This is a genomic window from Roseospira goensis, from assembly GCF_014197795.1.
Classification (GTDB): Bacteria; Pseudomonadota; Alphaproteobacteria; order Rhodospirillales; family Rhodospirillaceae; genus Rhodospira; species Rhodospira goensis.
Map to the genome: position 1 here is coordinate 12,595 of NZ_JACIGI010000013.1, position 13,612 is coordinate 26,206.

A 13,612-nucleotide genomic window follows, 5' to 3' on the forward strand; every position below is an offset into this window, starting at 1 on the left:
CTTCGCTAGCGAATTGGGTGTTCATGCTTCAATGAGGCCGGGGCATTACTGCCCCGGGAAGCATGGGAGTGAGATTAACGCAGTTTCTGCCAACTCATGCTTCAATGAGGCCGGGGCATTACTGCCCCGGGAAGCGCATTCATAGACGGCCTCGTAATTCTGACCCGCAAGCTTCAATGAGGCCGGGGCATTACTGCCCCGGGAAGCGGCCGCGTCCAACCGCTTGACCCGCCTCGCAGTTTACCGCCTTTTTCGAGCGCTGCCCAGGGTCCTTCGTCGTGTTCCCCGTTCAGACCCTTCAGCGGGACGCGGAGACGCCTGCTGCGACCATGCTAACCCTTTGATTCACAGTGTCAAACAGCTTTTTTCGAGCGCTCCCGGAGTCGGGGGCACCGCCGGAGCGCTCGCGCGTGCCCGGCGACCATCCCCGACGGGACCACAGGTTACACGATGATGGGCTTGCGCTCCACCACCGCCACGGTCTTGCCCAGGCTTTCCAGGCGGGGCTTCACCGTGTCCGCCGGCCCCAGGTCGAGGATCAGCACGTGGTCGGCGCCGGCCTCGATCACCTCGCTCAATGCGCCGCGCATCTGCACCAGGCGCTTGCGCGACAGGCGACACTGGAACACCGAAAGCTGCAGCCACGCGCCGTAGCCGTTCATCACCTTCCACACCCGGCGCCAGCGCTTCGGGTCGGCGATGTCGTAAGCCACGATGTACAGGTGCTCGTCGGTCGGTGCGGGCATCGCGGGGTTTTCCTCTTTCTTGCTGATCGCCGGAGCCGCTGCGCGGCTCTTTCTGATCGCCCGAGCCGCTGCGCGGCTCTTTCTGATCGCCGGGTCCGCTGCGCGGTCCGGTTCCGCCGCCATCCGTTCGCAGGCCAGCCGGCGCTCTGGCGCTACAGCCGATTGCAATAGACCGGACCCGCACCGCGAGTCCGGTTCGTCGCGGACATCGGCTGAGACTCGTACATTTGGCGCCGAGTCACGCGATCAACCCGAACCACCTCGGGGTTCCGATCGAGCGCGATCCGCTCTGAAACCAATAGATCGCGTCGAGTCACGCTCGAAATCGGCCCCACCCCGGTGGTTCCGATTTCGAGCGATCGGCGCTAACGCGGCGTCACCCAGGGGAAGACGTCGACCTCCCCCTGCAGGTGACGGCATAACAGCCGTGCCTGGACCTCGATCAGGCGGCGGTAGCTGATCTGGTAGCCGAACACGGGGTGGGCCAGCTCCTGCTCCAGGCGGCGCTCGAACGCGGCGATCAGCGCCTTGCGGGCCGCCGGCGTCATGGCGCAGCCGCCGGCCGCGTGGACGAAATCGCCCGTGGAGACCTCGCCGTTGTTGATCACCATCAGCACGGCGGAGTCGGCGATCAGGGGGCGGTCGGGCTCCATCATGTCCAGCGCCAGGGCGGGCCGGCCGTGGCGGACGGTATGGTAGAAGCCCCGATACGGGTCCAGCCCCACCGCCGACAGGGCCACGTGCCAGGTGCGCACCAGCAGGGCGTAGGCGAACGACAGCAGGGCGTTGACCGGATCGGCGGGCGGGCGGCGGTTGCGGTGGGCGAAATCGAAGCCGCCCGGCCCGTCCTCCCGCAGCATCAGCGCGAAGGCGCCGAAGTAGGCGGCCGCCGCGGCCCCTTCCAGGCCCAGCAGGGCGGCCGTGTCCGGCGCCCGCTCGGCCTCGCCCGCCAGGCGCCGCAGGGTGCGCAGGGGCTCGACGACGGCCTCGGCCGGGTGGTGGTCGCGGCGGTTGCGGCGCAGCAGGGTGCGGGCGTTGCGGATCTTCGCCGCCACCAGGCCGCGCGCGAAGCGCAGCGACCAACCGGCGTCGAACGCGGCCCGGTACTGGGCCTCGCGCGCGGTGATGGTGCGGTGGCCCAGGCCGACCGTGTGGCCCAGGAACCAGCCGCCGTGGCTGTGCCAGGAGACGGGGATCTCGCGGCGCATCATCTCGTGCAGGGCCGGCGCGGTGACCGAGACGTTGCCGAACAGCACGAGCTGGGAGACCTCGGTCAGGCGGGCCTTGACCGGCGGGGCGTCGTCGACGCTGACCACCAGTTGCTCGCCCGACTTGCCGACCTTGCCGTGGCCGGCCTGCACCACCAGCGGCAGCGCCTCGGGGCGGGCCGCGGCCAGCGGGCGCGGCGCCGGCATGGCGCCGTGAGTGTGGCCGATCTCGTCCGGCAGACAGATCCCCACCAGGGCACAGCGCGGGCATTTCGGGCTGTCGACCAGGGGCGGCGGCGGGCGCGCCTGGGCGGCGGCCAGGCGCAGGCCGTGCACGGCGCTCAGGGCCGTTTGGCGCAGGGCGCTGTCGAAGGGCACCCGCACCCGCTCGCGGCTGGCGCGGTAGTACAGGACGCCCTCGTCGCAGCGGTAGCCGTGCTCCTCCAGCAACAGGCCCTGGAGGCAGACCTGGACACGCTCCGGGTCATAGGCCCCGGCGGCCACATGGGGCCGCTTGCCGCGCTTGGTGTCGACCGGGCTGACCCGGTCGCCGTCGCCTTCCACCAGATCGATGACGGCGGTGAGGCCCAGGCGGGGCGAGGTCAGGGCGACCGAGCGGGCGTGGATGTTCTCGGTGTCGTCCTCCGAGGGCGGGGTTTCGGGCAGATGCCCGCCGCCGGCGTCCACCCGCTTGTGGACCTGACGGCCCTCCACGGTGTCGGCCGTGTCGGTCCAGGCGCTGTCCACCCACATCAGCCAGGCCAGACGGGGGCAGTAGACGTACTCGTTGACCATGCGCACCGGCACCAGCGCCGCGCCCTCCGGGACCGGTGGCGGGGGTAACGGAAGCTCGGGCTCGGTGTCCGGGTCGGGCGGGCGGCGGTCGGTCATGGGGGCGCTCCGTCATAGGGCTTCGGCGCGGGTGAAATTGAAGTACTTGCCCACCGCGATCCGGCGGCACCGCCGCAGCCCTGTTACGCCCAGCCGGCGCAGGGTGTCGGCGTCGGGGTCGGTGGCGGCCAGCGCCGGGTGGCCCAGCAGCGCCTGGAGGGTCGCCAGCGAGGCCGGCCGCTCCCAGATCGGCCAGGTGACGGCGCGGCCGCCGCGCCCCGGGGCCATCTCGGTGCCGATGTTGAGGAACTGGACCCGGCCGCGCCGGGTCACCGCCGCGCCCGGCAAGGCCGCCAGCCCGAGCGCGGCGAGGCGGTTGGCCCCGTGTTCGGTACGGCCGGCGTCCTTGGAGGGATCGCGATAGCGCAGGGCATAGCGGCGGTCCTCGGCCGGATCCCAGCGAAAGGCGTCGGTGTCGTCGGCGCGGGTCCAGGGGGCGAACAGGGCCGCGGCGATCCGCGCCGGCGCGTTCAGGTCGGGGACGTCCTTTCGGCCCCGCAGGCTTTTGGGCAGCACACCCTTTGGCACTGCCGACAGCCGGGCAAGGAAATGCTGATGCCCCTGTCCGAACATGGCGACGAAGGGCGCCGCGCTGACCTTGCCGTCATCCTTGACGGCGCCGTCGCTGAACAGCGCGGCCAGCAGCGCCGTTCGGCCAGCCGTCTGAGTGTTGAGGGCGTCCGTCTGCCAGGCCCGCGCCGTGGCCCGGTCAAACGTCACGTCGGCGTGGTCGCCAAAGCTGTGATCGGCCGCCAGCACCGCGCCGCCCCGCGCTGCCGCCGCGGCCACGGCGGCGGGCGTCTGCGGCTGCGCCAGGGTCAGCACCGGGCGCAGCGGCGCGCCGGCCCAGTGGACGCGTGGGCGCCACTCGGGGGCGGCGGTCTCCAGGGCCCGCAGCAGGCCCAGCAGGGCGAGGAAGGCCAGCAGGTTGTCCGGCTCCAGGCCCTCTAGGCGGTGGGCCGTGGCGGCCCCGGGGATGTCGGGTTGAGGATCGGTCACGGTGGCGTCTCCTCGGCCTCGGAGGCCCGGTGGTCGGCGAGCCGGACGATGGCCTCCATCCGGGCCAGCTCCCACGGGCCATAGCGTTGCTTCAGGGCCTCGAAGAGCTGCGGCCAGTCGCGGCCGTCGTAGGCGAAGTCGAGGCAGTGGGGGCCGCGCCGGTGGGCGTCCTCGCGCGGGTCGGCGTGCGGGAACAGAGGCCGGCCGTGGCCATGGTGGGTGCCGATCAGCCACAGCACCAGGGCCGGATCCCGGGCGCCCGCGAGGCGCGGGTCGTCCAGCGCCCGGACGACGGACTGGGCCTCGTGGCGCCAGCCCGGGGGCAGGCCGGCGGCGGCGTGTGCCCGCCGGGCGACGGCGGGAGCCATCGGGCGCGACGACTTGGCGAGTGGTCGTCCGTCGTCCAGAAGAGCGGCGAGCCGATCGCCGCCGCGCAACCAGCACTGGAAGCGATCGTCGCGCTTGCCCTCGTCGTGCAGCCGGGCGGCCAGGGCGACGTCGGCGGCCCGGTCCGGCGCCAGGCCGGCGGCCGCCGCGAAGGCGCGGGCCATCGCGGCCACGTCGGCGCCGTGCCGGTCGAGGGGAATACCGTCCCCGGTCAGCGAGCCGCTGGCGTCGTCCTCGGTGACGGCGGCGGCCGCGGTCCGGGGGCGACGGCGGGCGCGCAGCACGGCGCCGTCGTAGCCCTCGATGCGGAGAACCAGGTCGGCGTCGGGACCCAGGTCGATGTCGTGCGCGGCCAGCCCAGCCAGGCGGTCGGCCGGGTCCAGATCGTCGCTCTCCCGGACCAGGGGAGCGAGGCCCGCCCACCGCTCCGGCTCCTCAGCGAACAGCGCCGGATGCAACCGCCGGACCGCGCGGCGGTGGGGCGGCTGCGCATCCCCCACATCTTCAACCGGCGCATCGCTGTCCGGGGCCCAGCCGAAGGCATCGCCGCCGCCATAGGCCGCCGGCACCACCAGGATGTCGCCGGGGCGGATCTGGTTGGGGTGGATCAGACCTGTGCGGTCGGACTCCGCGCCGGCCCAGCGGAAGGCCGGGCGGCCGCCGCCGCGATCCCGATCCTCGTCCGGCGTCCGGATGCCCTCGACGTCGGCAGCCTCGGCCGCGTCCGCCTGCCGCCGCAGCCAGCGCCGCGCCGCCCACAGGGGCACGGCCAGGGTCTCGCCGGCATGGGGCGGGACCAGGGACAGGATCGCGCGGGCCTCTGACAGAGAGTCGGGCGTGAGGTCGGCGCGCCAGACGATCTGGACGTCGGCGGGGCCGCTGTCCGGCCCGTGCAGGAACAGCGGGATCGCCGGGTCCACCGCCGGGACCGGCGCGGTCCAGGTCAGCAGGGTGACGTCCGCCGGGCGCAGGATCGGGGCGTCGGGGGCGATGCTGCACAGCGGCGCGGTGTCCACGCCGTCCAGCAGGGACGCCATCGCGCTCAGCCCGACGTCAACGACCGGCTCGTCCTTCCTGCGCGCCGGCTTGGCGGCGACGGCGGCGAGCCAGTCCCACGTCGCCCGCAGCCGGTCGCCGTAGACCGGATCGTCGGCCCTCTTTCCCACCTCCGCCTTGGCCGCCACGATGACCGCCGGCGCAGGGATCGGCCGGCCGGTGCGGTTCAGGCGCCCGAAGCGCTGGCGCAGCGCGTCCAGCGGGGCGATCTGGGTGACCAGGGCGTCGAGGTCGAAGTCGGCGCCGGCCTCGATGGTCTGGGTGGCGACGACGATCAGCGGCGGCGCGTCGGGGTCGTCCGTCGCTCCCGACAGCAGACGGTCCCGGTGCCGCGACAACAGCGCTTCGCGGTCCCGCTCCCGGACCCGGCCGGTGAGCAGGATCACCGTGGCGCGGGGTGGCTCCCCGTCCGTCTCGCCGCTGTCTCCATGGGCGGCGCGCACCCGTTCAAACACGGCGCGGGCCAGGGCCACCCGGTTGACCACCACGGCCAGGGTGCGCGGTCGATGCCGGTCGAGGACCTTGGTGGCCGCTGTCGCCAGCGCCGCCGCGTGGTCCGGGCCGTGCGCCGGGGTGGTCAGCAGACGCAGCGCCGCCGGCTTGGGGGCGTCCAGACGGCGGGCCAGGGTCTCGGTGGTGCGGTCGTCGTCGGTCAGGCCGAAGGGTGGGGCGCTGTCCGCCGACCCGCGCGGCGTTGCCGTCAGGGTGACCACCTGCCAGGGCGCCGGGTCGCGGTCACACCAGGGCGGGGACCGGTAGCGCGCCACCCAATCGAGCGTTTGCGCGAACGGCGCCGCCAGATGGGCCTCGTCCAGCAGCAGCAGGCAGTCCGATCCGAGCAGGCCGGCGTGTACCGGCTTCATGCTGTCGGAGACGCCATAGCCCCGGAACAGCAGCCGCGAGCCCACCTGATCGACGGTGGAGCACAGGATGGTCGGCTGCGCCGGGGTGCGCGCCCAGTCGCCCTCGCGGGGCAGGCCGCCGCGCAACGCCTGCACCACCAGGGCCGGCCCGTTCTCGCCCGCCAGCCGGCGCAGGGCCGCCGCCATGCGGGTCAGGGCGTCACAGCCGCTCTCGTCCGCCCGGGCCAGCGCGGCGCGGATCGTCTCGGCGCGCTCGAACGCGGCATCGACGATCAGGCGCCGGTCGACGACGAAGGCGATGCGCACCGGGGCGCGCCGCTCGGCGCCCCGGCCGGCCTCGGCCGCCAGGTGAAACAGGGCGATGTCCAGGGCCGCGGTCTTGCCGCTGCCGGTGGGCAGGGCCAGCGCCGCCGGCCAGCGGCCGGTCTCGACCACCTGTCGCGCGAGGCGGGCCTGCCAGGGAAATGGCGGAAGCCCGTGAAGGGCCTGGAAGACGTCGGGGAAGTCGTCCGCCGTCAGGATCGGGACGTCGGTCATGCCGTCTCCTCCCCGCGCGGCGGACGGTCCGACGGTCGGTCCAGGGGCCGGCACAGCCCGAGCCCCACGAAGCGCCCGGCGCCGAGGATCACCGGGCCGGCCACGGGCTCCGGGAAGCGCAGAACGGCGTGGGTCAGGCGCCGGGTCGCCACCGAGTCCGGGCGCCGCCAGCCGGTCCAGGGCGGGGCGTGGCCGCTGGCCCGGGCGGAGGGCGCCCCCTGGAGCGCGGCGTGTTTCGCGGGCGCCACCGCCGCCGGGCGCGGCAGCCCGATCCGCGCGCAGGCGTCGCCGATGATGTCCGCCACATCGCCGTCCTTCTTCGGGTGGCGGTCGAGCGCAATCGGTGTGACGGTGCCCCACGTGGTGGCCGGACCGGCGTAGGTCTCCGGTCGCAGGGACCGCCGGGTCTCCGCCGGATCGCGGGCGAGTCGCCATTCCAGGCCCCCGGGCAGCCGCAGGACCAGGCCGAAGCCGTCCTGATCGCGGTCCCGGACCTCCCGCAGGGCATGCAGGAGGCCCGTCTCCTGCTCCATCAGGTCCACATCGGCGCGCGCCACGGTATGCGCCGCGGGGTCGCGGGCGCGGGCCACCGCCTGGGTCACGTCGCGCGGCGGCACCAGCGCGAGACCCATCAGCCGGCCCTGCGACCAGCGTCCCCCGGCGTCCAGCAGCGGCACGGCCGCCAGATGCGGCGTCGACAGCGGCGCGCCGTCCGGGGCATGGCCCGAGACCCACGCCGGCACCGGGCGCTCGCCGTAGCCGGCCAGCACGGTCCGCAACAGGGCCTTGCAGGCGATGGCGCCCGCCACCGCGTCCGGGCGCGGTTCGCCGGCGTGGCCGAACACGATCCAGTCCGGGCCGAACACGCTGGCCGGGGCGGTCGCCCCGTCGATCGCGGGGATGGGCGGGACGGCGACCCCGGGGGCGGGACGGTCACCGACCCGGTGGCGGTGCTCCAGCTCGGCCAGCCGGCCGGGGTAGACCGTGCGTCGCGGCCGCCGCACCGGGCCGTCCGGCTCGTCCGCCTGCAGGGCGCGGCAACGCACCAGCGAGGCCGAATGGCCGAGAGAGCTGGTCGCCCGCGCCAGCCCGTCCAGCGCCGCCAGCACGGCCGTCTCGGGCTCCGTCGCCCAGACGAAGCGGACCACCGGGCTGTCGGGCACGCTGGCCGGGAAGCGGCGGTCCTGGCGGCGTCGGCGCGTGGGCAGGACGGTCAGGGCGGTGCCGCTGTCGTCGTTGGGCGGCACGAAGACCGGCACCCCGTCCCGCGCCGTCGCCTCGGTGCAGGCGATGGCCGGCGGGTCCTGGCGCTCCAGCCACTCCAGTGCCGCCCGTTCGGCGGCGGTCTCGCCCCGCGCCGCCCAGGACGCGGTGAGCGCGGAGAACAGGCGGTCCGGCTGCGGCGGCCAGTCGGCGCCGTCGCCGCGGTCGTCGGCGGCGCGCGCGACCCCGGTCAGGTACTCGACCTCGATGTGCAGCATGGCTCACCCCGCCTCATCGGGGGGGGCGTCGTCGGCCAGGGCGCGCGCCATGCTTTCGCGCACGATGTGCACCAGCTTGTCCTGCGGAGTAAGGACGACGGGGGTTTCGGCCAGGGTGAAGCCCGCCCGGCGCGCTGCCGCCAGCGCCTCGGCGTAGAGCGCCAGCGCCTCGTCCCGTGTCAGCGTGAGGTCCTCGGTGGTGCCGTCGGCCCGCACCCGTTGCAGCGGCGCCGGATTGTCGGGGTCGCCCACCAGGTCGCAGCGCGAGCGCAGGGCATAGCCCTGGGCGTCCTGCTCCAGCAGCGCCACCAGCCCGAGGGCGGCGATCAGGGCACGGGCGGCGGTATCGCGCTCGGGCGACCCGCCGAAGCGCAGCCGCCGCAGGCCGGCCAGGGTGAGGACGACGGTCTGTTCGGCGTGGTCGCAGGTGACGCCCAGGGCGGCAACGGAGGGCGCGATGTTGCCGTGGTTGATTTCGGAGGGCCGGACGGCTTTCGCGCCCTTGCCGGCAGCGTCGGCGGTGACGGCCCAGCCGTTCGGCCCCTTGAACACCGGCACCGCGCGCAGCACGCCGAGGGGGTCGATGCGGCTGCCGGTGCGGCGCGCGCTTGTCTGGATGTCGGGGGCCTCGTCGCGGCGGTGGCGCGGCGCGTTTTCCACCGGCACGCCGATGCCGATGATCTCGGAGACCAGGGCGCGGGCGAACTTGGCGCCGAGGCCGCCGCCCTCGCCGGTGGAGTTCCACACCCCGAACAGCAGCGACGACGGCGACGCCTCCAGGATGGCGCTGGCGTCGCGGGCGGTGGCGGTTTTCAGGGCGGTGCCGAGGGCGCTCTTCTGGAACGGGGTTCCGTCCAGCAGGCTGTCGCGCAGAATGGCATCGAACACCCGGTGCGGGGCGTCGAGCGAGGTGATCTCCCCCAGCGTCTCCAGGCCGGCGCCGGCGAAGTCCACGCTCAGCCGGGGCAGCGCCAGGCGGCCGGCGCGGGCCGCCTCCAGCAGGGCCTCCTCGAGACGGTTGGCCTGCGACTGCACGCTGTCCAGCAGCACGCACCAGATGTCCTCGCCGGCGATGCGGCGGCGTTCGAACACATGGCGGGGCGGGTCACCCTGGTTTTCGCCCGGGTAGGTGGGCGGGAACAACATGTCACCGGCCCCGCCCGATGGTTGCAGACGCCGGCGCCGGCGGAACGCGGCATCCTCGGTCACGGCCTCGACGAGCGTTGCGTATCTCAGCGGCATGGCACAGCCTCCCGTGGCGGTTTCCCGGCTCGAGCGTACACGGTGGCGGTCCTTACCAAAAGTGCAATCTGTACGAGCGCTGCCCCTTGGGTCGTATTGGGCCGAGTCGCCGCAGGGCCGATGCGGGAAGCGACGCCGCGGTGTGTGGGGGGGGGGACGGTTCGGCCGGCACAGGGGGCACGTGCGCGGCCCTCGCGGCGCGGTTCGGTTTCGGCGCGAGCCGCTCTACAGTGGCACGAACCCGATCATGGTCATGTCGTCGCGCCGGGGTTCCGCGCCGCGCCAGGACTCGAGGTCGCGGCGCAGGGCGGCGAGTTGCTCGGCCATGGGCCGGCCCTGGTTGCCCAGCATGATGCGGCCCAGCCGGCGCCGGCCCAGCAGGCGGCGCGGCTCGCCCCCCATGTGGTCCGGCACGCCATCGGTGATCATGTAGAAGGCCATGCCCGGGCGCACCGTCACGACGTGATCGGTGAACGACTCGGCCGCCGGCAGTGTGCGATAACCCAGCCAGGCGCGATCCCCGCGCACCTCGTGCAGGGCGCCGTCCTCGACGTACAGCAGCGGCAGCCCGGCACCGGAGAACGTGAGGGTCGCCGGCCCCGGCTCCCACAGGCAGACCGCCGCCTCCAGGCCGTCGTCGCTGTCGGAGTCGGGGCGGTCCTGGCGCAGCCGCGCCCGCACCTGGCGGTCCAGGGCGCGCAGGATGTCCGACGGCCGGCGCAGGCCCTGATCGTGCAGGATGCGGTCCAGCTCCGAGGCCACCACGAGGGTCATGAAAGCGCCCGGCACCCCGTGCCCGGTGCAGTCCACCACCACCAGCAACGCGCTGCCGTCGGCGCAGCGCTCCAGCCAGAAATAGTCGCCGCCGACCACGTCCAGCGGCTCCCAGCACACGTGCAGGTCCCGGACCCGGCCGTCCAGCGCCCGCTTGTCCGGCAGCAGCGACGTCTGGATGCGCCGGGCGTACTGGATACTCTCCAGCACCAGACGGTTGGCGCGCTCCAGGTCGCGGTGGGCCTCGTCCAGGCGGGCGAAGGCGGAGTCGGTCTCCTCCTTCTCGGCGGCCAGTTCGTCCATGGCATCGGCCAGCGCCCGGGTCCGCTGCGCCACCCGCTCCTCCAGTTCGGCGGTCAGCGCCCGCAACTCGGCCTCGGCCCGGTCGCGGCCGTCCAGGCTGTCCTGGAACGCCCCGAGAAGCCCGTTCAGCGCCACGGCCACGTGGCCCAGTTCGTCGCGGCGGTGGCCGCGCGGCACCGGCACCGGCCGGGCGCCGGGGCGGGCCGGATCGACCCGGCCGATCCCGACGCTCAGCCGCCGCATCGGCTGGATCACCAGCACCGCCAGCGCCGCCGCCAGCAGGGCGGCGATGACCAGCGCGCGTAGCGCCCCGCCGGCGAGACTGGCGAGCGCATGGTCGCGGTAGCGCGCCCCCAGCGCCGCGTCCGACAGGACCACGGTCAGCCGGCCCACCACCTCGGGATCACCACCGCCCGTGTACTCCAGCGCCACCTGACGGCGGGTGACGTCCGCGAACAGGGACGCGAACCAGGCATCAGGCCCCGGCGCCGGAGGATCGGGCCGCTCCAGGCGTCCCAGAACACCGCCGAAATTGTCGCGCACCTCGGCGTGAATCACGGTGTCGATTGCCGACAGGCCCTCGATCACCCGCCGCGCCACGCCCGGGTTGAGCTGGAACGCCGCCTCGGCGGCGGAATCGCGCACCAGCGCGACGGTGCGGTCGAGGGTCGTGACGGCGGCGGCGCGCTCGGCGCGCAGGGTCATGGACAGCTCCAGCGCGCCGCCCAGCAGGCTCACCAGGAGGGCCACGGCCAGGGCGATCAGGCCCAGCCGCAGGGTCAGCCCGCGCCGCAGTGGCACGGCGGGCGCCGTGGCGGCGGGGTCGCCCAGACGACCGGCGGATCCGTCGGCCATCGGCGCCCTACTCCTGCGACCCAACGCCGCGCTCGGCGCCGTGGCGCGCCTTCAAGGCGGCCAGGCGGTCGGCGTTGACCGCCATCCAGGCATCGAGGGCGGCGATGATCTCGGGGTGGTCGATGGTCGAGGCGCGGTAGGACCCGCGGTCGTGCGGCAGCGCCGGGGCGAATGCCAGGACGCCGGGGCGGTCCAGGACCTCCGTCAGCACCCGGTTGACGCCAGCGATGTTGGCATAGGCGCCATCGACGCGTCCGGCCAGCGCCTGTAGCACCAGGCTCTCGAAGCTGCTGTTCTCGGTCACCGTCACCGCCCCCGATTCGATGCGGTCGAGCCACGGCCACGGCGTGAAGCCGGTGACGGTCCCGAGCCGCCGTATGTCGTCCGGGGTCACGGCGTCGGCCCGTTCGGCCCAGACCAGCGTAGCGTCCAGGTAGGCCAGCACCGGCGCGCTGTAGTGGATCGTGCGCCCCTCGCGGAAGTCGGGCCGCCAGCGCGGGTTGTCGGGGAACTTCAGGTCCACCGCGCCGGCCGCCAGGCTGGCGTACAGGCGCGCCACCGGCAACGCGCGATACTCCACGGTGTACCCGGCATCGGCGGCGAAGGCATCGAACAGATCGCGGGCGTAGCCGGCGTAGGCGCCGTCCTGCACGCCGTAGGCCGGCAGGTAGAGAATGTTCTCCACGCCGATGACCAGGACCTCGGTGTCCGCGCTCGCCTGCGCGGCGGCGGCCCCGGCCGGAGCGGCGGCGGTCAGCGCCAGCGCGACGGCCAGGATGCGCCCGGCGCGCCCGGTCACGGTCCGGAGCGCGGACGTGATGCTGAGGCGGATACGGGGCACGGCTCCCATCGGTGCGGTCGGACCGGGGCGGCGGCTGATCCCTGGCGACCCTGGGGCCAGGACCGGGGCCGGGACGGGCGCACGGGCTGGATCACGGGGAGTCGGGCGCATCGTCATTGGTTTCCGGTTCATCGGCACCCGGGGCGGCAACGTCATCCTGGTCGGCGGCGACCCTGTCGCGGCCGGCGCGCTTGGCGGCATACAGCGCCCGGTCGGCCCGGTTCAGCATGCCTTCGATGCCCTCGTCCGCCCGTTGCGCGGCCGCCCCGATGCTGACCGTGCAGCCGACCGCGCCACCGTCCGCCAGTTGAACCCGGCGCGCGGCCATGGCGGCGCGCAGGCGCTCCGCCACCTCCAGACCCTGCGTCAGCGTGGTGTCCGGCAGCAGAACCGCGAACTCCTCGCCACCCAGGCGGCCGGCGATATCCAGTTCGCGCAATGCGCCGCTCAGGACCGCGCCCAACTCGCGCAGCACCAGGTCTCCGACAGCATGGCCGTGCCGGTCGTTGACCCGCTTGAAGCGGTCCAGGTCCAGCATCAGCGCGACCATCGGCATGCCGGTGCGGCGCTGGCGCGCCAACTCGCGATCGGCCAACGCCATGAAGTGGCGGCGCCCGAACAGGCCGGTCAGTTCGTCGATGGTGGCGAGGCGCTCCAGCTCGCGGGCCAGCCGCTCGCGTTCCTCGATCTCGGCTTCCAGCGCCGCGTTGAGCGCCCGCAGTTCGTGCGCCTGGTCGGTCAGGTGGCGGTTGGCGGCCTGCAACTCCTCCTGCATGCGGTCGCTGAGGCGCACCAGCCGCTGCTGTTCGCGATACCCGCGGCCGTAGGCCTCGGCCAGGCCGCGCACGCCCTGGCCGATCTCATCCAGCTTGCGGACCATCTCCTCGGCGTCGCGCATCACCCGCTCCTCGACATCGAAGAGGGTGTAGGGGCCGGAGCCGGAGGAAACCTTGGGAGCGGGCTTGGTCACGGTGCTGGGGTCACGGCGGTTTGGGGAACGAACCGGTGCGGCCGCCCCCCGCCTCACGGGGCGGGATCGGCCGGGCACATGCGAAAGGTGGCGGCGTTGAAATCGAGCGCGAAGTCTTCGCCGAATTCCTCCATTGTATCGTCATCGGTCACGTAATGCCAATTAACGATCACCGGGCGGCCCTGCGCGGCCGCCTCCTCCAGCACCTTAAAGAGGTTCATCAGAGCCTTTGCGCTGCTACTGTTGAAGTAGCTCATGGCGACGTCGACTGTCGCGGGCTGCGCCGGATGCTCCGTCAGCCATGCGCGCACCGCCGTCAGGAGGGGCCCGAAGAACGCCGCCGAGTCCTCGGGGTAGGATTCGCCCTCCATCCGCAGCCGCCCGGTCTCGAAGTCGAAGTCCACCAGCGGCGAGCGGTCGGTCGGGTCGATCCTGATGTTTTCCATGGATGCGCTCACG

The 13,612-nt window shown here is 73.8% G+C and carries 10 protein-coding genes and 1 CRISPR repeat array (1 of these 11 cut by a window edge); all 10 genes read right to left on the bottom strand.

Annotation, left to right across the window (positions count from 1 at the left end):
* Positions 1-206: direct repeats of the CRISPR family, unit length 36 nt; unit sequence GCTTCAATGAGGCCGGGGCATTACTGCCCCGGGAAG; it begins 4,750 nt to the left of the window's first position.
* 237 nt (positions 207-443) lie between these two features.
* The gene (cas2, locus tag GGD88_RS09195) at positions 444-746 is read right to left on the bottom strand and encodes a CRISPR-associated endonuclease Cas2 (RefSeq protein ID WP_184434529.1); all 303 of its coding nucleotides are present in this window, start codon (positions 744-746) and stop codon (positions 444-446) included.
* 365 nt (positions 747-1,111) lie between these two features.
* The gene (gene cas4g/cas1g, locus GGD88_RS09200; protein ID WP_184434532.1) at positions 1,112-2,845 is read right to left on the bottom strand and encodes a CRISPR-associated endonuclease Cas4g/Cas1g; all 1,734 of its coding nucleotides are present in this window, start codon (positions 2,843-2,845) and stop codon (positions 1,112-1,114) included.
* Positions 2,846-2,857: 12 nt separating this feature from the next.
* On the bottom strand, positions 2,858-3,844 hold the full coding sequence (locus GGD88_RS09205) for a type I-G CRISPR-associated protein, Cas3-extension family (protein ID WP_184434535.1): 987 nt from the start codon (positions 3,842-3,844) through the stop codon (positions 2,858-2,860).
* Complete coding sequence (gene cas3g / locus GGD88_RS09210; RefSeq protein ID WP_184434538.1) at positions 3,841-6,687, bottom strand: type I-G CRISPR-associated helicase/endonuclease Cas3g; 2,847 nt, start codon at positions 6,685-6,687, stop codon at positions 3,841-3,843. Before cas3g ends, GGD88_RS09205 begins: the two co-directional genes overlap by 4 nt.
* Positions 6,684-8,168 carry a type I-G CRISPR-associated protein Csb2 gene (gene csb2, locus GGD88_RS09215; protein ID WP_184434541.1) on the bottom strand — a complete coding sequence of 495 codons (1,485 nt, stop codon included), beginning with the start codon at positions 8,166-8,168 and terminating at the stop codon, positions 6,684-6,686. The genes cas3g and csb2 overlap by 4 nt, the downstream gene beginning before the upstream one ends.
* 3 nt (positions 8,169-8,171) lie before the next feature.
* Complete coding sequence (cas7g, locus tag GGD88_RS09220) at positions 8,172-9,410, bottom strand: type I-G CRISPR-associated RAMP protein Csb1/Cas7g (protein ID WP_184434544.1); 1,239 nt, start codon at positions 9,408-9,410, stop codon at positions 8,172-8,174.
* A gap of 225 nt (positions 9,411-9,635) precedes the next feature.
* Complete coding sequence (locus GGD88_RS09225) at positions 9,636-11,342, bottom strand: SpoIIE family protein phosphatase (protein WP_184434546.1); 1,707 nt, start codon at positions 11,340-11,342, stop codon at positions 9,636-9,638.
* A 7-nt stretch (positions 11,343-11,349) separates the two neighbouring features.
* Positions 11,350-12,183: a transporter substrate-binding domain-containing protein gene (locus GGD88_RS09230; RefSeq protein WP_184434548.1), complete on the bottom strand. Its 834-nt coding sequence runs from the start codon at positions 12,181-12,183 to the stop codon at positions 11,350-11,352.
* A gap of 91 nt (positions 12,184-12,274) precedes the next feature.
* Positions 12,275-13,153 carry a GGDEF domain-containing protein gene (locus GGD88_RS18795; RefSeq protein WP_343056326.1) on the bottom strand — a complete coding sequence of 293 codons (879 nt, stop codon included), beginning with the start codon at positions 13,151-13,153 and terminating at the stop codon, positions 12,275-12,277.
* Positions 13,154-13,206: 53 nt separating this feature from the next.
* The gene (locus tag GGD88_RS09240; protein WP_184434550.1) at positions 13,207-13,599 is read right to left on the bottom strand and encodes a DUF1987 domain-containing protein; all 393 of its coding nucleotides are present in this window, start codon (positions 13,597-13,599) and stop codon (positions 13,207-13,209) included.
* Positions 13,600-13,612 lie beyond the last annotated feature (13 nt).

What these genes read in the sequence shown, in the direction of transcription:
- GGD88_RS09225 (WP_184434546.1), bottom strand. Translation starts at nt 11,342, where the DNA reads ATGGCCGACGGATCCGCCGGTCGTCTGGGCGACCCCGCCGCCACGGCG.
- csb2 (WP_184434541.1), bottom strand. Translation starts at nt 8,168, where the DNA reads ATGCTGCACATCGAGGTCGAGTACCTGACCGGGGTCGCGCGCGCCGCC.
- cas7g (WP_184434544.1), bottom strand. Translation starts at nt 9,410, where the DNA reads ATGCCGCTGAGATACGCAACGCTCGTCGAGGCCGTGACCGAGGATGCC.
- GGD88_RS09240 (WP_184434550.1), bottom strand. Translation starts at nt 13,599, where the DNA reads ATGGAAAACATCAGGATCGACCCGACCGACCGCTCGCCGCTGGTGGAC.
- cas2 (WP_184434529.1), bottom strand. Translation starts at nt 746, where the DNA reads ATGCCCGCACCGACCGACGAGCACCTGTACATCGTGGCTTACGACATC.
- cas3g (WP_184434538.1), bottom strand. Translation starts at nt 6,687, where the DNA reads ATGACCGACGTCCCGATCCTGACGGCGGACGACTTCCCCGACGTCTTC.
- cas4g/cas1g (WP_184434532.1), bottom strand. Translation starts at nt 2,845, where the DNA reads ATGACCGACCGCCGCCCGCCCGACCCGGACACCGAGCCCGAGCTTCCG.